Genomic DNA, 18,239 nt, shown 5'->3' with positions numbered 1-18,239 from the left:
TCAGCCTCCCGTCTGCGCCATGAAGCGCACGATGCGTTCCGGACGGGCCACAAAATCGTGGCGTTCCGGCTTGGCGGCGATGCCGGCCCGGATCGCCTGGATCAATTCGGCGTCGCTGGCGCCCGCGCGCAGCAGGCGGCCCAGCGGCACCTGGTCTTCCTGCCCCAGGCACAAGTACAGGGTGCCGTCCACGCCCAGCCGGACGCGGTTGCAGCTCGCGCAGAAATGGCGCGACATGGGGGTGATCACGCCCAGCACAGGCGTCCCATGGCCCGTGGTCCAGTAGCGCGCCGGTCCCGCGCCCGCCCCGCCCAGGGCGGGAACCAGGCCGGTTTCGGCGGCCAGCCGTGCTCCCAGGGCATTCAAGTCGGTGTGGGCGTAGCCCTGGCCGCAGCTGCCCATGGGCATGGGCTCGATCAGGCGCAGCACGAAGCCCTGCGCCACCGCGTAATCCAGCAGCCTGCGCACTTCGGCCTCGGGCGTGGCCGCATGCACCACGCTGTTGAGCTTGATGGGCGCAAAGCCCGCCTGCTTGGCCGCCGCCAGCCCGGCCAGCACCGACTCCAGGCAATCCCGGCCGGTGATCTGGCTGAAGGCGGCGGCATCCAGCGTGTCCAGGCTGATGTTCAGCCGGTCCACGCCCGCGGCGCGCAGGTCGTGCGCGTGGCGCGCGAGCTGCGTGCCGTTGGTGGACACGGACAGATCCTTCAAACCGGGCATGGCGGCGATGACGCCAGCCAGACCTGCAACGCCGCGGCGCAGCAGCGGCTCGCCGCCGGTCAGCCGGACCTTGCTCACGCCCAACCCGGCGAACAACCCCACCAGCCGCGCCATCTCGTCGTGGCGCAGCCAATTCGCGGGGGTTTCGAATCCTTTGAAATCCTTGGGCAGGCAATAGCTGCAACGCAGGTCGCAGCGGTCCGTGACCGACACCCTCAGATAGTCGATGCGGCGGCCATGGCCGTCCACCAGGGGTCCCGCAGCCGGCTCGTCCATCATGCGGCGCTCCCGCTGTAGACGCGCTCGGGCTCTTCGCCCTGCAGGTCTATGCCCTGGATGTCGGCGCGTTCGACCAGCAGCTTGGCGTACTGGCGCCAGGCCGTATCGCGGCTCATGGACGACAGCGCGGCGGCGATCTGTCCGGCCACATGCTCGTAGGGTTGCATGCGGCCTTCGATACGCCGCGTGACGCGCACGATATGCAGGCCGTGGCGGGTTTCCAGCAACTGCGGCAACAGGCCCCCCGCGGGCAGCGCGAACACCGCCCGCTCGAATTCCGGCACCGTGTCGCCGCGGCCCAGTTGGCCCAGGCTGCCGCCCACCGCGGCGGACGGGCAGTTCGATTGTTCGCGCGCCACCTCGGCGAAGCGCGACGGATCTTCCATCAACTCCGCCAGCACGGCGTTGCCATGGGCCCGCAGCATGTCCAGGTTCACGCCCGGCGTGACCTGGAACAGGATGTGGTCCGCCTCGATCAGCTCGCCCGCCATGAAGCGTTGCGGGTGCATCTGGTAGAAGCGGCGGCAGGCGGCCTCGTCGGCCTCGGGCGCCGGCGCCTCGCGGGCCAGCAAGGCGCCGATGGCGCCCTCCTCGTCCGCGGGGTCCAGGCCCAGCCGGCTGGCCTCGTCCAGCAGCACGCGGCGCAGCACCAGGGCGGTGATCGCCTCGCGCATGGGATTGCCGGCCTCCGCATGCAGCGGCAGTTCGCGTTCCAGATCCGCGTCGTTCAGTTCGACGCCATTGACGATGACAGGCATGGTCGGCTCCTGGGACAGGGAATCAGCGCGGACGGACCAGCTGCCAGGCGCGGCCCAGATAGCCCACCGAGGCGAAGCCGCTCCAGACGTGGACCAGGCGCGTGAACGGAAAGATCACGAACAGCGTGAGGCCCATGAAGAGGTGCGCCTTGAACAGCAGCGGCACGTCGGCAATATGGCTGGCCGCGTCGCCCTGGAAGGTGACGATGTGCTGCGCCCAGGTCATCAGGCGCACCATCATTTCACCGTCCATGTGGCCGGCCGACAGCGCGATGGTGGACAGACCCAGCAACAGCGTGACCAGGATCCACAACAGCAGCAGCTTGTCGCCGGGCCGCGTGGTGGCGCGGATGCGCGGGTCGCTCAGGCGGCGATGGATCAGGATCAGGAGGCCGATCAGGCACAGCCCGCCCATGACGCCGCCGGCCACCATGGCCACGGTCTGCTTCAGGCTGTGCGACACGCCCAGCGTGTCCCACACCACCACCGGCGTCAGCAATCCGGCCAGATGCCCGAAGAACAGGCCCAGGATGCCGACGTGGAACAGGATATTTCCCAGCCGCAATTGCCCGCAGTGCAGCAGCTGCGAGCTGTCCGTCTTCCAGGTGTATTGCTCGCGCTCGAAGCGCACGAGGCTGCCCAACAGGAAGATCGTCAGCGCGATGTAGGGATAGATGCCGAAGAAGAACTGATTCAGGGAGTTCATGATGCGTCGTCCTGAAGATTAATGAGCCGCGGGCGCGCGGGGATAGAAGCGCACGGTCTGCGCGCCATCGCCCGAGAACGGCCGCAGCAGCGGTTCCACGCCATCCGCGCCTATGCCGAACGTTTCCATCGCCTCGTCCATGTCGCGCACGGGCGCCTCGGTCTGTTCGCGCGGAATCACGCGGGACTGGGCGCGCAGCACCGCGAAGATGCAGGCGTAGGGGCTTTCGCCCTTGGCCAGGCGCGCGCCGATGGCGGCCAGCACGTGGATGGCGTCGTCCAGCAGGTCCTGCGCCTGGACCGGGTCGATGACGCCCAGGAACTCCAGGAACAGCGGCACATGGTCAGGCAGCTCGGACACCACCGGCTCGAAGCCGTGCTCGCGGTAGGTGTCCAGCAGGTCCACCATGGCCTGGCCACGGTCGCGGCTTTCGCCGTGCACGTGTTCGAACAAGTGCAGCGAATGCGAGCGGTTGCGGTCAAAGGTGGCGACGTAGTTCTCCTGCAGCGCGATCAGGTCGTTGGTGGCCAGGTAGCCGACCAGCGGCTGCAGGGTTTCCTCTGCGTCGGGATAGTCGGCCAAGGCGGTTTCGACTTCACCCAGCGCGTCCAGCAGCTCGGGTTCCGGGTAGCACAGCAAGGCGGAAAGCAGGCGGTAAAGACTCATGGTTTTCTCCTTTCCTAGGCCGAAGCGGCCTTCTTGCGGGATTTCGGCATCTCGATGAAGATCTCGCTGCCCTGGGGCTTGCGTCCGAACAAGGTGCCTTCCGACACCCCGCCGGAGCAGCCGTTGCCGAAGGTGAAGCCGCAGCTGCCCTTCTCGTTGAAGCTGTCCTCGACGACTTCCTTGTGGCTGCTGGGTACCACGAAGCGGTCTTCGTAGTCGGCGATGGCCATGATCTTGTACATGTCCTGCACCGTGGCCTCCGTCAGCCCCACCTGGTCCAGCAAGGCCGTGTCGCGTTCGCCATGCACGGTCTCGGAGCGCTTGTAGGCGCGCATGGCCAGCATGCGTTCCAGCGCCTGCACCACCGGCGCTTCCTTGCCCGCCGTGAGCAGGTTGGCCAGGTAGCGTACCGGGATGCGCAGGCTGGAGACGTCGGGAATCATGCCGCTCTTGCCCACCGTGCGGCGCGGCATCTGGCCGGACTCGGCGGCCGTCTGGATGGGCGACAGCGGCGGGATGTACCAGACCATGGGCAAGGTGCGGTATTCGGGATGCAGCGGGAAGGCGACGCGCCACTCCACCGCCATCTTGTAGACCGGCGATTTACGCGCGGCCTCCAGCCACGATTCCGGGATGCCCTGCTCGCGCGCGGCGGCAATCACCTCGGGCGAATGCGGGTCCAGGAACAGGTCGAGCTGCGACTGGTACAGGTCCTGTTCGCTGGCGGTGGACGCGGCATGCTCGATCTGGTCGGCGTCATACAGCATCACGCCCAGGTAGCGGATACGGCCCACGCAGGTTTCCGAGCACACCGTTGGTTGGCCGGCTTCGATGCGCGGATAGCAGAAGGTGCACTTCTCGGCCTTGCCGCTGCTCCAGTTGTAGTAGATCTTCTTGTACGGGCAACCCGAGATGCACATGCGCCAGCCGCGGCACTTGTCCTGGTCGACCAGCACGATGCCGTCGTCTTCACGCTTGTAGATGGAACCGGACGGGCAGCTGGCGACACAGGCCGGGTTCAGGCAGTGTTCGCACAGGCGCGGCAGGTACATCATGAAGGTGTTCTCGAAGGTCGAGTACATCTCCTTCTGCACGCCCTCGAACAAGGCGTCTCGGCTGCGCGCGCTGAATTCGCCGCCCAGGTCGTCTTCCCAGTTCGGGCCCCAATGGATCTTGTCCATTTTCTTGCCGGTCAACACCGACACCGGACGCGCGGTGGGCGGCGTCTGCGACAGCGGCGCCTTTTGCAGGTGCTCGTAGTCGAAGGTGAACGGCTCGTAGTAGTCGTCGATCTGCGGCAGGTTCGGGTTGGCGAAGAGGTTGGCCAGGATGCGCAGCTTGCCGCCCTGGCGCGGTTCCAGCTTGCCAGCGGCGGTACGCTTCCAGCCGCCCTTCCACTTCTCCTGGTTCTCCCATTCCTTGGGATAGCCGATGCCGGGCTTGGTTTCCACGTTGTTGAACCAGGCGTACTCGACGCCGTCGCGGCTGGTCCAGACGTTCTTGCAGGTGACCGAGCAAGTGTGGCAGCCGATGCACTTGTCCAGGTTCAGCACCATGCCGATTTGGGCGCGTATCCTCATGATTGCTTCTCTTCTTGTTGCGTTGCTTCAACCAGCGGACCTTCGAGCCAGTCCACCTTCTTCATCTTGCGCAGCACCACGAATTCATCGCGGTTGGCGCCCACGGTGCCGTAGTAGTTGAAGCCGTAGGCCTGCTGGGCGTAGCCGCCGATCATGTGCGTGGGCTTGAGCACCGTGCGCGTGACCGAGTTATGGATGCCGCCGCGCTTGCCGCTGGTTTCCGCCCCAGGCACGTTCACGATCTTTTCCTGCGCGTGGTACATCAGGCACATGCCCACCGGCACGCGCTGGCTGACCACCACCCGCGCCGTCAGGGTGCCGTTCACGTTGAAGACTTCGACCCAGTCGTTGTCGACCAGCCCGGCCTGCTTGGCCTCGGCTTCCGAGATCCACACGTGAGGACCGCCGCGGCTCAGCGTCAGCATGCGCAGGTTGTCCGAGTACGTGCTGTGGATGCCCCATTTCTGGTGCGGCGTCAGCCAGTTCAGGACCAGTTCCTTCTCGCCGTTCGGGTAGCGGCCCAGCATGGGCGCAACCGTCTTGGTGTCGATGGCCGGCTTGTACACGCAGGAGCCTTCGCCGAAGTCCAGCATCCAGCGGTGGTCTTGGTAGAACTGCTGGCGGCCGGTCAGCGTGCGCCATGGAATCAGCTCGTGCACGTTGGTGTAGCCGGCGTTGTAGCTGACCTCTTCGCTTTCCAGACCCGACCAGGTGGGTGCGGAGATGATCTTGCGCGGCTGCGCCTGGATGTCGCGGAAGCGGATCTTGTCGTGCTCGCGGCCGACGGCCAGGTGCGCGTGGTCGCGTCCGGTGATCTTGCCCAACGCTTCCCAGGCCTTGACCGACACGTGGCCATTGGTCTCGGGCGCGAAAGTCAGGATCATCTCGGCCGCATCGATGGCGGTGTCGAGCTTGGGCCGGCCCTGGCTCACGCCCGGCTCGGTCACGGCCTCGTTGATGCCGGCCAGCTCGTGCACCTCGTGCTCGGTGTTCCAGTTGATGCCCTTGCCGCCGTTGCCCAGCTTGTCCAGCAGCGGCCCCACCGAGGTGAACTTGCGGTAGATGTCGTTGTAGTCGCGTTCGACCACCGTCATGTTGGGCGCGGTCTTGCCGGGAACCAGGTCGCATTCGCCCAGCTTCCAGTCCTTGGGTTCGAAAGCCTGGCCCAGTTCTCCCGGGGTGTCGTGCATCAGCGGGGTCAGCACCACGTCACGGCGCTTGCCCAGGTAGGGGCCACCGATCTCGCTGAACTTCTTGGCCAGCAGCTTGTAGATCTCCCAGTCGGTCTTGCTTTCCCACAGCGGCTGCACGGCTTCGCTCAGCGGGTGGATGAAGGGGTGCATGTCCGACGTATTGAGGTCGTCCTTTTCATACCAGGTGGCCGTGGGCAGCACGATGTCGCCATACAGGCAGGTGGTGCTCATGCGGAAGTCCAGCACCGTCAGCAGGTCCAGCTTGCCTTCGGCGGCGTCTTCCTGATACTGCACCTCGGTGGGCTTGATCGCTTCGGCTTCGTCGCCGAACACCGCGTTCTGCGTGCCCAGCAGGTATTTCAGGAAGTACTCGTGGCCCTTGCCGCTGGAGCCCAGGATGTTGGAGCGCCACACGAACATGTTGCGCGGGAAGTTGGCCGGGTCGTCGGGGTTCTCGCAGGACATGCGCAGTTCGCCCGACTTCAGCTGTTCAGCCACGTAAGCCACCGGGTCCTTGCCCTGGCTTTCGGCCTGCGCCACCACGTCCAGCGGATTGGTGCGCAATTGCGGCGCCGACGGCAGCCAGCCCATGCGCTCGGCGCGGGCGTTCAGGTCGATCATGCTGAGGTCGCCATAGCGGCCACGGTCCGCCGTCGGGCCCAGGATTTCCTGGACGTTCAGCTTTTCATGGCGCCACTGGCTGGTGTGCGCATAGAAGAACGACGTGCCGTTCATCTGGCGCGGCGGGCGGACCCAGTCGGCGGCGAAGGCCAGCGGCGCCCAGCCGAACTGCGGGCGCAGCTTTTCCTGGCCCACGTAGTGCGCCCAGCCGCCGCCGCTCTTGCCGACGCAGCCGCACATCATCAGCATGTTGATGATGCCGCGGTAGATCATGTCCATGTGGTACCAGTGGTTCAGGCCGGCGCCGACGATCACCATGGACTTGCCTTCGGTATCGTGGGCGTTCTGCGCGAACTCGCGCGCCACCTGGATGACCTGCGCGCGCGGCACGCCGGTGTGCTTTTCCTGCCAGGCGGGCGTGTAAGGCACGTCATCGTCATAGGAGCTGGCGACGTTGCCGCCGCCCAGGCCGCGGTCCAGGCCGTAGTTGGCCATCTGCAGGTCGTACACCGTGGCCACCAGGGCCTCGCTGCCGTCGGCCAGGCGGATGCGGCGCGCAGGCACATTGCGCACCTGCAGCTCGCCATGCTCGCTGCCGAAATACGGGAAACCCACGCCGACCACGGCGTCGGACTGATCCAGCAGGCTCAGCGCGGGTTCGATCTCGCGGCCGCTGCCGCCGTCCTTGGACTCCAGGTTCCAACGGCCGACCTTCTCGCCGCCGTTGACCGCGCCTTCGCCCCAGCGAAAACCGATGCTGCCATTGGGCGCGACCAGGTCGCCGGTCTTGGCGTCCAGCACCAGCGTCTTCCAGTCGGGGTTGTTCTGTTCGCCCAGGGCGCCGTCCAGATGCGAGGCGCGCAGGAAGTGGTCCGGCGCGTGGAAGCCGTCGCGCTCCTTCAGCAGCACCAGCATGGGCATGTCGGTGTAGCGGCGCACGTAGTCGCGGAAGTATTCCGACGCGCCGGACAGATGGAATTCCTTCAGGATCACATGGCCCATGGCCATGGCGAGCGCGGCATCCGTGCCCTGCTTGGGCGCCAGCCAGATGTCGCCGAACTTGACCATTTCGCCGAAGTCGCTGGACACGGCCACCGTCTTGGTGCCCTTGTAGCGGACCTCGGTGTAGAAGTGCGCGTCGGGCGTGCGGGTCTGGGGCACGTTGGAGCCCCACACCATCAGGTAGGTCGAGTTGTACCAGTCGGCCGATTCCGGCACGTCGGTCTGTTCGCCCCAGATCTGCGGGCTGGCGGGCGGCAGGTCGCAGTACCAGTCGTAAAAGCTCAGGCAGGCGCCGCCCAGCAGGCTGAGATAGCGCGCGCCTGCCGCATAGCTGACCATGGACATGGCCGGGATCGGCGAAAAGCCGATCACGCGGTCGGGGCCGAACTTCTTGATCGTGAGCGCGTTGGCGGCGGCCACGATCTCCATCGCCGTGTCCCAGTCCGCCCGCACGAAGCCGCCCAGTCCGCGCACGGCCTTGTAGCGCTTGGCGCGCTTGGGATCTTGGCTGATCCATTCCCAGGCCGCGATCGGGTCCATGGTCTTGCGCGCCTCGCGCCACATTTCCATGAGGCGGCCGCGGATCATCGGATACTTCACGCGCTGCGCCGAGTAGACGTACCAGCTGTAGGAGGCGCCTCGCGGACAGCCGCGGGGTTCATGGTTGGGCAGGTCCGGCCGCGTGCGCGGGTAGTCGGTCTGCTGGGTTTCCCAGGTGATCAGGCCGTTCTTGACGTAGACCTTCCAGGAGCAGGAGCCGGTGCAGTTCACGCCATGCGTCGAACGCACCACCTTGTCATGCTGCCAGCGGGCGCGGTAGGCGTTCTCCCACTTGCGGTCCTCGTTGACCGTTTCGCCGTGACCGTCCGCGAAGGTGGATTTCACCCGCGACATGAACTTCAAGCGGTCCAGAAAATGGCTCATTCTCTATTCTCCAAGAGCGCCGGCCCCGCCGGCGCGTACTGCGATCGATGCTGTTGAATCCATTGTGGGCGCGGCCCGCCTGCCGGACCATTCGCCGGTGGCACAGGCCGGGCGCGGCAGAATGACTAGTCACTCCGGCCGCGTCCGCTACGCGCTAGCAAGGCACCGGCGCATTGCGGCGGGCGTAGTACCACCAGGTGATGACCATGCAAGTGGCGTAGAACCCGATGAAGCAATACAGGGCGGCCTGCACGCTGCCGGTCATCTCGAGCGAGGTGCCGAAGCTGCGCGGGATGAAGAAGCCGCCGTATGCGCCGATCGCGCCCGAGAAGCCCAGCACCGCGGCCGATTCCTTGGCGGCGTCCGCCTGGGCCTGCTTCTGAGCGGCGGCACCCTTGCCTTCGGCCGCCTGCGTGCGTTCGCGCAGGAAGATCACGGGAATCATGCGGAAGGTCGAGCCGTTGCCCACGCCGGTCAGCGCGAACAGCACGATGAACATGGCCAGGAAACCGTTGAAGTTGCCGGGCTGCCCGGCGACCGGCAGGAACGTCACCACGCCCAGCACCGCCGCGATCATGGCCGCGAAGGTGAACAGCGTGACGCGCGCGCCGCCCAGCTTGTCCGACACCCAGCCGCCAAACGGCCGCGTCAGCGATCCCACCAGCGGGCCCAGGAAGGCATAGGCCATGGGGTCGACCTGCGGGAACAGCGTCTTGGTCAGCATGGCGAAGCCCGCCGAGAAGCCGATGAAGGAGCCGAAGGTGCCCACGTACAGCCAGCACATCAGCCAGTTGTGCTTGCGCTTGAAGATGACGGCCTGGTCCGCGAACGAGGCGCGGGCGTCGGCGATGTCGTTCATGCCGAACCACGCCGCGATCGAGGCCAGCGCAATCGGGATCACCCAGATGAAGCCGGCGTTCTGCAGCCACAGATTCTGCTGCGCGCCATTGGCGTTGATGACCTGGGGCTCGCCGCCCGCCACGCCGAACACGCCGATGGAAATCACCACCGGCACCACGAACTGCACCAGGGAAACGCCCAGGTTGCCGATGCCGGCATTCAGCCCGGTGGCCAGGCCCTTCTTCTCCTTGGGGAAGAAGAAGCTGATGTTGGCCATGCTGGAGCTGAAGTTGCCGCCCCCCAGGCCGCACAGCAGCGCCAGGATCAGCAGGGTCGGGAACGAGGTGGTCGGGTCGCGCAGGGCGAAGCCCATGCCGAGCGCCGGGATCAGCAGCGAGGCCGTGGAGATGGCCGTCCACTTGCGCCCGCCGAACACCGGCACCAGAAAGGAATAGAAGATGCGCAGGGTCGCGCCCGACAGCGCGGGCAACGCCGTCAGCCAGAACATCTGGTTCTTGGACAGCATGAAGCCGGCGCGGTCCAGGTTGACCACCACCACGCTCCACAGCATCCAGATGCTGAACGCCAGCATCAGCGCCGGAATGGAGATCCAGAGATTGCGGTTGGCGACGCGGGCGCCGGTCTGCTTCCAGAAGCCGGGATTATCCGGCTCCCAGCGCGCAAGGACTTGAGTGGAAGACATAGGGATACTCTCAGGAGGTGGTGGAAGGAGAGACGGCGTGTTGCCGGGCGATGGCCGCGCTTTCCGGCCGGAAACTGAAATGCATGAAGATGAGGGAGACGCAGACGGTGCCGTACAGCAGCATGAAGGCGCTGGAGCGGACGCCCGTCAGGTCGAGCAGGACCCCGAACATGATCGGCAGCACGAAGCCGCCCAGGCCGCCGGCCAGGCCGACGATGCCGGACACGGCGCCGATGTTTTCGCCGAACTCGTCCGAGATGAACTTGAAGACCGAGGCCTTGCCGATGGCCATCGCGATGCCGACCACGAACAGCAGCACGGTGAAGGTGACCGGTCCCAGCGCAATGCCGAAGCTGCGCGGGCCGTTGGCCGTTGCGATGGTGAATTCCGTTTGCGGATAGCTCAGCAGGAAGAACGCGACCCAGCACACCCACATCACCCACCAGGTGGTCTTGTAGGCGCCGTAGCGATCGGAGATCCAGCCGCCCACCGCGCGCAGCACGCCGCCGGGCAGGGAGAAGCAGGCCGCCAGCAACGCCGCCAGCTTCATGTCGAAGCCGTATTCGCCGATGTAGTACTTGGTCATCCACAGCGCCAGCGCCACGTAGCCGCCGAACACCACCGAGTAGTACTGGCAATAGCGCCAGACGCGCGGGTCCTTCAGCATGGCCATCTGCGCCGACAGGCTGGCGCCGCTCTTGACGCGGTGCGAGGGGTCGGAAGAAGAGAACAGCCAGAACAGGATGGCGGTGACCAGCAACGCCACGGCATAGACCTGGGGCACGATGACCCAGGCCCCGCCCGCCGCCGCGATCAGCGCGGGGGCCACGAACTTGGTGATGGCCGAGCCCGAGTTGCCGGCGCCGAACACGCCCATCGCCAGGCCCTGCTTGTTGCGCGGGAACCAGCGCGCCACGTAGGGCGTACCCACCGAGAACGAGCCGCCCGTCAGGCCGACAAACAGCGCCAGCACCAGGAACTGCCAGTATTCGGTGGCGTAGGACAGCAGCCAGATCGGCACCACCGCCAGCAGCATCAGGATGAAGAACACCGGCCGCCCGCCGTAGCGGTCGGTCCAGATGCCCAGCGGCACCCGCACCAGCGAACCGGTCAGCACCGGCATGGCGGCCAGCAGGCCGAACTCGGTTTCAGACAGGCCCAGTTGCTGCTTGATGGGAATGCCCAGCACCGCAAAGATCATCCACACCGCGAAACAGATGGTGAAGGCGAATGTGCTTGAAATCAGGACCCGCATCGGCGCGCCGGCGGAAGGTTGACTTGCTGCCATGGTTACTCTCGCTTTACTCACGAAGACATGTGGCTAGCCTAGGCATGGCGGGCCTTGCGGACCATTCGCCAGCCGACCAGAAGCCCCGTGCCGATGTGACTAGTCACCCCTTTCTTGCCGGCCCGGCTTGCGCTGGATCAAGCGGCCGCGCTGGCGGCAAAGCGCCGGACGCATTAATATGCATTTCAAATACACCTTTAAAAGCGAAGCCGAAACGGCGCCGCGACTACCCACATGAGCACGCTGCTTAGCATCGAAGAGCCGGCGGCGGCCCCCCGCCGCGCAAAGCCCCAATGGAGCGCCTTCACGGAAATGGGCTTCCGGCCGCTATACCTGGCCGGCTGCTTCTGGGCGCTGGCGTCCGTGCTGCTGTGGGTGCATGCCCCTGCCCGCTTGACGGGCGTGTTGAACGGCATGTTCTGGCATGCGCACGAAATGCTGTGGGGCTTCGTCGCCACCATCGCGGTCGGCTTCCTGCTGACGGCAGGCGCCAACTGGACCGGCAAGAACCCCTTGCGCGGCACGCCTCTGGCGGTCCTGTGCGCGGTGTGGATCGTGGCGCGCGCGGGCTATCTCGTGCCAGGACGCCCGGCCTTCGTGGTGGCCGCGTCGGCGGATCTGCTGTTCTTCCTGTGGGCCGCGGGCGCGCTGGGCCGAGCCGTCGCCGTCACGCGCAATCAGCGCAATTACGGCATTCCCTTCCTGCTGCTGGGCCTGGCCGCCACCAACGCGCTCTACCTCTGGGCCTCGGTCCAGGGCGACTACTTCGCACTGATGCGCTACTTCAACGCCGGCCTGCTGTGCATGGCGGTGCTGACGCTGCTGATCGCGCGCCGCGTCATCCCCTTCTTCGCCAAACGCGCCGTTGCGGGGCTGGACATCCCGCCGCACACCCGCAGCGGCCACTGGCAGCTGGGCACGGGCATCGTCGCCATCGCCTGCCTGCTTGCCGGCCAGCCGCAGGCCGCCGCGCTGGCATTGGCCGCGACCGGGCTGATCGCCCTGGCGCAATGGGTATCGTGGAAGCCCTGGGCGGTACGCAAGGTGCCGCTGCTATGGATTCTGTACGCGGGGTACGGCGGCCTGGGCGTCGGCCTTCTGGTGGGCGCGGCGCAACTGGCCGGCTACGTGCTGCGGCCCGCCTGGCCCGCCCACGTGATCGGCGTGGCCGGATTCTCGGTGCTGATCCTGGGCATGGTCACGCGCACCGCGCTCGGCCACCTGGGCCGGCCGTTGCAGACTGACCGCAGCATGGTGCTGAGCTATGCGCTGATGATTCTGGCAGCCCTGCTGCGCCTGGCCGCCCTGCTCCCGACCGCCGCCGCCATCGGCTTCCTGCACGCCTCGGCCACCGCCTGGGCGCTAGCCTTCGCGCTGTACCTGTGGCGCTTCTTCCCGATGATGATCCGGCCGCGGGCCGATGCGGGCAAGACCGCAGCGCCGGTGATGAAGGTGGTGGCGGTCGGGCGGCGTCCGGCCGCCTGAGCCTCAGCCGCGCCCTTCGCGCCGGCGCGTGGCCGCCAGCTGCTGCTTCATGGCCTTGAGCCAGGCCTTGACCTGCTGCATGTCCACGAACTGCGACAACTCGAACTCGAGTTCGCCTATGTATTCCTCGGCATCGGCGATCTCCGCGTCCAGGTCTTCCATCAGGTCGGCAGGATCTATGGACTGCGCGGGATCGAAATGGTATTTGGCCTTGAAGCCGTCTTCCGCGGCCGCGATGTCGCCGGCCAACACGGCGAGCTGCGCGTCCAGCGCCTGGTTGTACTGCGCGTAGCGTTCCTCATCGACGCCAGCCAGCCCATCCGGACCGGCAGCGGCCAAGGCGTCGATTTCCGCCAGCGTCTCGGGCGCCGGCGCAGCCCGGCCGGCCGCCGCCTGGGCCGGCGGCGCTTCGACTTCGACCTCGTCCTCGTCCTGTACGTCTTCCGCGCTGGCGTCGTAATCCGAGCCGGCATGCTTGAGATACAAGGCCTTCAGCCTGTCCGTGTCGCACTCGGCCGGCGTGCCGTCCAGCACGATGGCGTCCAGCGTCTCTTGCGCCAGCTGCGCGGCAATTTCGGATGCCAGGGCGCGTTCCGCCTTGGTCAGTTCCTTCTGCTTGCAGGCGTGGTCGAAGCAGGCCACCAGCTTGGCCTTCAGTTCGACCTCGACCGTCTCCAGCGGCGCCAGCACGTCCTCGTATTTCTTCTGGTATTCGGGCAGCACGGCCTGCCACCCCCGTAGGCGGGCGCGCTGCTCTTCTAGCGTGCGCGCGAGCGACTCGAATCGCTGGCGCTGCGGCGTTCCGGATGCCGGCAGCGCGGCGGACGTGTTTTCTTGCATGGAGAGAACCTGGGCAGGCGGCGCCTGGAGCGCCTTGAAATGATCGGAGCGCCATTTTAGGTTACCTGTCGGCCGAACCCTCGGCGGCGTTGTCCTTGGCCGTCGTGTCGGCGGGTTCGATGTCCTCGTCGGGCACCTCGTCGCCCTGAGCGCTGTCACTGGCGTCGTCCGGGTTCACCGGCGGCGGCCGGTGGACCGCAGTCCCGGGCGGCGGCACGGACGCCATCGTTATCGGATGCAAGGCCAACTCGAATTGGATCTGGGGCATCGCGGCACCTATCAGGAAATGCGGCGAAATCCGCCGCGGCCCTGTATCAGCAAGCGCCATGCCACCAAGCCAGCGCAAGAGGCATCAGAAGCGCGGATTCTTGCCGAACGGCACTTCCGTGTCCGTCGGTTTCTCGAAAGACGCCGTATCGCCGTTCAGGTCCGCGAGGTGGATCTGGGCCAGCCGCGTCGCTTCGTCGATCGCAACCTGGGCCGACGCGAAGCGCTCTTCGACGGCAATACGCTCTTGCGGCGCGCCCGCCGCCGGCGGAACCAGTACGTAAGCAATGCTCCAGCTGCCCTGTTGCTCAACCGGACGCTCGAGCTCGAAATCCCATCTGGCGTGTTCCATAGGGCCTCCTGTCGAATCCTGCTTTCATGCTACTGCGGTTTACTTGGGGCGAGGGTCACGGATGCCCTGGCCTAGTCCCTCGAATTCGCCGCGCCGCAGGCGCGGCAGGAAATTGGCCATGGCGCGCGCCACATTGCGCACTTCCTGCTGCACCGCCTGGTCCCGGTCGAGATCGTCGTGGCTGGTGGCATACGGGCGGTAATAGCTGATGTAGCGGTCCAGCCGCGAGGCCGCGCCGGCATCCATCAGCCCCATCCAGTCCAGCCAATCGGCGAGGCCGCGCCGCTGCGCCTCGATGCCGGCCACGTCTCCATGCACCACCAGGCCGTAGGCGCGGCCGGCCAGATGCTTGGGGTATGGCCAACCGGCAAGCTCTACCTGCTTGGCCTTGAGCGGATCCTTGCCGCGTGTCAGCGTGGGATCGGGATTGCCGCCGTCGGCGCACACCAGCCTGTCTATCATCAGCTTCAAAGGGCTGGGCGATTGGTACCAATACGTGGGCGCCAGCAGGATCACGCCATGAGCCGCGACCCATTGCTCGTAGATGCCGGCCATGGCGTCATTGGACTGTCCCAGCGAGTGGTTCGGGTAGCAGCTGCATGGCCAATGGCACAAGGGCATCGCGGTCGACACGCAGCCCTTGCAGGGATGGATGCGGTACTCGTACTCGGAAACCAGGCGGCTGAGATCCAGCAGATCCGTCTGCAGGCCCGCTGTTTGCAGTTCATCCAGGACGATGCGCGCCAGCCGCCAGCTCTTGGAAGCCTCCCCCGGACAGGTGCCGTCATTGCGCGCGGCCCCGACGATCACCAGGACACGAGACGGCGTGGCCGGATCGCGCTGCACTGCTGCGGCGCGCGCCAGCCGGTCGCGGGTTTCCTGCCACTCCACGGACAGGTCGTAATCAGGGTCCGCGTAATCCGGGCCGGCCTTGGCCGTGAGGGGCGCCTTGCGGCCGTTTTCGTAGGCATCCCATGCGATCGCCTCCAGGCGCTCGAGGGCGGCGCGCTCGGTCTGGAAGGCTGGATCGTAGAAGCGCCGCATGAAGCGCAGGCGGAATTCTTCCCGCGCAAGGGGGCCGCCATACTGTCCCTTGCGCACCGACGGTCCGATTTCGGTCATGGTTCTCTCCTGGCGCGTTTGCGGCGCCGCTCTTGCCGGGCGCGCGCGGTACAGGCCGCGGCCAGCGCCAGCAACTTGTCTTCGTCCAGGCGCTCGGCGTCGACCAGCCCTTCGTCCGCGCCCTTGAGCGCGATCAGCAATTCGTCCAGTTTCAGGTGCAGCGCCTCGCTGTCCTTGTTCTGGCTCTGCTGGATCAGGAACACCATCAGGAACGTCACGATGGTCGTCCCGGTATTGATCACCAACTGCCAGATTTCGGAATACCTGAAGGCCGGGCCGGTCGCGGCCCAGATGATCACGGCGATCAGCGCCAGCCCGAAGGCGATTGGCGAACCCACCCATCTGGTCACGTGCGCGGCGAAATGGTCGAAGAACCGGGAGATGGGGTTGGCGCGGCCGGCTGAGGCGCCACCGCCTGAGGCTCGGCCGGTGCGTGCCGCGCGGTGCGGCCGGCTAAGGAGTGGCCGGCTCAGGCGCGCGCCCTCCCGGGCTTGCTGACGTCGGGGAATGCTGGTGCTCGGCATGGTGTTGCGTCCAGTCCTAGCGGACAGTCCGCTCAGCAAGCCGCGTGCCCGGGGCTGGTTCAGTCCCGATACCGGCTGCCGAAGCCCGCATCGCGCCCCAAGGCGTCCGGTGCGCCGCCCGTCATCGGCAAGCCCTGTGCCCACCCTGCCGCCAAGGCCTGCGCGTCGCGTACGGGGTCGGAGGCCTTGGCGCGTTCATCGCGCATGCGGCAGGTTTCGGGATCGGCGGCGAACAGGCCGCGCGCGTGTACCCTGGCCTGCTCGATCAGCTGCGCGGTCTTGGGAGCGCGTAGCTGCGCAAAGCGCAGCAAGGCCGCCTCCAGCGCATCGTGTCCGCCGTCCAGGCATCGGGCCAGGTGCCAGGCGTCCTCCAGGGCCTGGCACGCGCCCTGCCCCGAGGTAGGCAAGGGCGCGTGCGCGGCATCGCCCACCAGCAGCACGTTGTCCCGGCTCCAGATTTTCTGGGGTTCATGATCATGCACGGAGATCAGATGGACCGCATGCGCCGGCGTTGCGCGGATGATGCGGGCGACAGGCTCAGGCCACCCGCCGAACAAGGTCTCTACCTCCTGGCGCGGGTCCGTGGCAGGCGCCGTCGCGCGCAAGGGCCGCGCCTGCGCCCCCGCCCAATAGACCAGCCCGGGCCGCACCGCCACGGCGCCAAAGCGCTCGCCCGCGCCCCAATAGTCCCGGATGGCGATTTCATCGACCAGCGCGTCATCCGCCTGCGCCACGCCTATCCAGTTCACGAAGCCCTGGTAGACCGGCGCGTTATCGCCCGCGACATAGCGGCGCGCCACCGAATCCATGCGACCGTCGGCGCCGATGAGCAGGTCCGGGCGGATGCTCAGCCCGTTTTCGAACCGCGCCACCGCCCGGCCGTCTCCGTCCGGCTCGATCGTCACCGCCCGATGCCCGTACGCCACAGGGATGCCGGCCGCCGCGGCAGCGTCCAGCAGCACCGTCTGCAGATCCCTGCGCAATACCGTATGGGTCGGGTGTCCCATCAAACGGTCCAGCAGCGCGATATCCAGGCCTCCCAGCGGATTGCCTGCCGCGTCCAGCCGGCGCATCGCGGCCGGCCGGCCGCTTACTGCCGCGATGTCCTGCAACAGCCCCAACTCCTTGAGCACAAAGCCCGCATTGGGCCACAACGTCACGCCAGCCCCCATGGTCGCGGGATGCGACCTGCGTTCGTACACGCGCGGCCTGTGCCCCTGCTGGCGCAACGCCAACGCCACGCTCAAGCCCGCAATGCCGCCGCCCAGTATTCCGATTTCCACGCTTTTGCTCTCCTTCAATGCCCGCCTCGACGCGCCGCTGGCGGCGCTACATCGGGCGATGGGGGCATCTTAGAGTCCGCCACTTTCGATAACTAGCATGCCAAAATGGGCCTATTCATTACCTCAACCGGGATAATCATGCGCGACGCCCTCGACCTGAACACCGTCCGCGTCTATGCGGCGGTCGTCGACGAACAGAGCTTCGCCGGCGCGGCCCGCCTGCTGGCGCTGCCGTCATCCAATGTCAGCCGTCACGTCGCGTCGCTGGAACGCCGGCTGGGCGTGCGCCTGCTGGAGCGCAGCACCCGCCATCTGCGCATGACGGAAGCCGGCAGGCTGTTATACGAACGCGCCAAGCCCTTGCTCGACGCCTTGCTCGCCACCGAAGAAGAGCTGGGCGCGGTGCAACGCGAGCTGCGCGGGTCCCTGAAAATGTGCATGCCGGGCGAAGCGCCCAGATTGTTGGCCCCCATCCTTGCCGAGTTCTGCAGCCTGCACCCCGGCGTGGAACTCGAATGCGATACGCGCATGAGCGGGCTGGAGTCACTGCGGGACGAAGACGTGGACCTGGCCATCGTCTTCCATCGCGGCCGGCAGGACGACAGCGCCTTCATCACGCGTGAACTGGCCACCCTGCCCAGCATCGTGGTCGCGGCGCCCAGCCTGCTTGCGCAGACCGGAACGCCTCGCCACGTGCGGGAACTCAAGTCCCTGCCCTGCATCACCACCCTGAGCGCGCTGAAAGGCCAGCCCTGGCAATTCGTCGACGCCGCCGGCGAAATCGTCAAGGTGCCGGTCCGCAGCCGCTACCGCGTCAACAGTGGCGAACTGGCGGGCGCGGGCGCGCGCCAAGGCATAGGCTTCGCGATACTGACGGCCTTTGGCTGCCAGGAAGACCTTGCCGCGGGCCGCCTGGTGGAGGTGCCGCTGGATTTGCGGCCGGCGCCGCTGCAACTGCTGGGGGCATACAGCCATCGCCATTCGGTGACTGCGCGGGTGCGGGCGCTGCTGGAGTTGATGCAGCTGCGGTTGGGCAACGCGGGACGACCGGCAACCGCGGAATCCTGACGATGCCGCGCCACGCGC

General features: G+C 66.8%; 16 protein-coding genes. 2 read left to right on the top strand and 14 right to left on the bottom strand.

The window, feature by feature from the left end; all coding sequences use genetic code 11:
• The 8 genes from moaA to ACZ5YA_RS04175 form a co-directional block, all read right to left on the bottom strand.
• Positions 1 to 999, bottom strand: a complete 999-nt coding sequence (moaA, locus tag ACZ5YA_RS04210) for a GTP 3',8-cyclase MoaA (protein ID WP_118931948.1) — start codon at positions 997 to 999, stop codon at positions 1 to 3.
• Positions 996 to 1,757, bottom strand: coding sequence for a peptidylprolyl isomerase (locus ACZ5YA_RS04205; RefSeq protein ID WP_118931947.1), 762 nt, complete (start codon positions 1,755 to 1,757; stop codon positions 996 to 998). Before ACZ5YA_RS04205 ends, moaA begins: the two co-directional genes overlap by 4 nt.
• 22 nt (positions 1,758 to 1,779) lie before the next feature.
• Positions 1,780 to 2,463 carry a respiratory nitrate reductase subunit gamma gene (narI, locus tag ACZ5YA_RS04200; protein WP_464092065.1) on the bottom strand — a complete coding sequence of 228 codons (684 nt, stop codon included), beginning with the start codon at positions 2,461 to 2,463 and terminating at the stop codon, positions 1,780 to 1,782.
• Between the two features lie 18 nt (positions 2,464 to 2,481).
• Positions 2,482 to 3,129: a nitrate reductase molybdenum cofactor assembly chaperone gene (gene narJ / locus ACZ5YA_RS04195; RefSeq protein ID WP_306632744.1), complete on the bottom strand. Its 648-nt coding sequence runs from the start codon at positions 3,127 to 3,129 to the stop codon at positions 2,482 to 2,484.
• Between the two features lie 14 nt (positions 3,130 to 3,143).
• Entirely contained in the window at positions 3,144 to 4,709 is a 1,566-nt protein-coding gene (gene narH / locus ACZ5YA_RS04190) for a nitrate reductase subunit beta (protein WP_059379683.1), read from the bottom strand.
• The gene (locus ACZ5YA_RS04185; protein ID WP_118931945.1) at positions 4,706 to 8,449 is read right to left on the bottom strand and encodes a nitrate reductase subunit alpha; all 3,744 of its coding nucleotides are present in this window, start codon (positions 8,447 to 8,449) and stop codon (positions 4,706 to 4,708) included. The genes narH and ACZ5YA_RS04185 overlap by 4 nt, the downstream gene beginning before the upstream one ends.
• A gap of 154 nt (positions 8,450 to 8,603) precedes the next feature.
• On the bottom strand, positions 8,604 to 9,992 hold the full coding sequence (locus tag ACZ5YA_RS04180) for a NarK family nitrate/nitrite MFS transporter (RefSeq protein WP_306632746.1): 1,389 nt from the start codon (positions 9,990 to 9,992) through the stop codon (positions 8,604 to 8,606).
• A 10-nt stretch (positions 9,993 to 10,002) separates the two neighbouring features.
• Positions 10,003 to 11,280 carry an MFS transporter gene (locus ACZ5YA_RS04175; protein WP_059379680.1) on the bottom strand — a complete coding sequence of 426 codons (1,278 nt, stop codon included), beginning with the start codon at positions 11,278 to 11,280 and terminating at the stop codon, positions 10,003 to 10,005.
• Positions 11,281 to 11,514: 234 nt separating this feature from the next.
• On the opposite strand from ACZ5YA_RS04175, the gene ACZ5YA_RS04170 reads away from it, so the two are divergent.
• Entirely contained in the window at positions 11,515 to 12,765 is a 1,251-nt protein-coding gene (locus ACZ5YA_RS04170; RefSeq protein WP_464092064.1) for an NnrS family protein, read from the top strand.
• A gap of 3 nt (positions 12,766 to 12,768) precedes the next feature.
• Here the strand turns inward: ACZ5YA_RS04170 and ACZ5YA_RS04165 are convergent, their stop codons facing one another.
• The 6 genes from ACZ5YA_RS04165 to ACZ5YA_RS04140 form a co-directional block, all read right to left on the bottom strand.
• Positions 12,769 to 13,605 (bottom strand): hypothetical protein, encoded by an 837-nt coding sequence (locus tag ACZ5YA_RS04165; protein ID WP_280016028.1) that lies wholly within the window; start codon positions 13,603 to 13,605, stop codon positions 12,769 to 12,771.
• Positions 13,606 to 13,666: 61 nt separating this feature from the next.
• Positions 13,667 to 13,873 carry a hypothetical protein gene (locus tag ACZ5YA_RS04160; protein WP_251880335.1) on the bottom strand — a complete coding sequence of 69 codons (207 nt, stop codon included), beginning with the start codon at positions 13,871 to 13,873 and terminating at the stop codon, positions 13,667 to 13,669.
• A gap of 84 nt (positions 13,874 to 13,957) precedes the next feature.
• On the bottom strand, positions 13,958 to 14,224 hold the full coding sequence (locus ACZ5YA_RS04155; protein ID WP_464092063.1) for a hypothetical protein: 267 nt from the start codon (positions 14,222 to 14,224) through the stop codon (positions 13,958 to 13,960).
• A 39-nt stretch (positions 14,225 to 14,263) separates the two neighbouring features.
• Entirely contained in the window at positions 14,264 to 15,346 is a 1,083-nt protein-coding gene (locus ACZ5YA_RS04150) for a flavodoxin family protein (RefSeq protein WP_419343271.1), read from the bottom strand.
• Positions 15,343 to 15,684 (bottom strand): low affinity iron permease family protein, encoded by a 342-nt coding sequence (locus tag ACZ5YA_RS04145; protein ID WP_373428966.1) that lies wholly within the window; start codon positions 15,682 to 15,684, stop codon positions 15,343 to 15,345. The genes ACZ5YA_RS04150 and ACZ5YA_RS04145 overlap by 4 nt, the downstream gene beginning before the upstream one ends.
• Before the next feature lie 245 nt (positions 15,685 to 15,929).
• Positions 15,930 to 17,153: an FAD-dependent monooxygenase gene (locus ACZ5YA_RS04140; RefSeq protein ID WP_464092062.1), complete on the bottom strand. Its 1,224-nt coding sequence runs from the start codon at positions 17,151 to 17,153 to the stop codon at positions 15,930 to 15,932.
• A 138-nt stretch (positions 17,154 to 17,291) separates the two neighbouring features.
• Between ACZ5YA_RS04140 and ACZ5YA_RS04135 the strand changes: the two genes are divergently transcribed.
• Positions 17,292 to 18,221 carry a LysR family transcriptional regulator gene (locus tag ACZ5YA_RS04135; protein ID WP_118931936.1) on the top strand — a complete coding sequence of 310 codons (930 nt, stop codon included), beginning with the start codon at positions 17,292 to 17,294 and terminating at the stop codon, positions 18,219 to 18,221.
• Positions 18,222 to 18,239: the final 18 nt, after the last annotated feature.

The sequence above is a fragment of the Achromobacter sp. JCM 18799 genome, assembly GCF_055395645.1.
The sequence above is the reverse complement of the archived record's forward strand: the minus strand, read 5'-3'. Positions and strand labels throughout refer to the sequence as shown.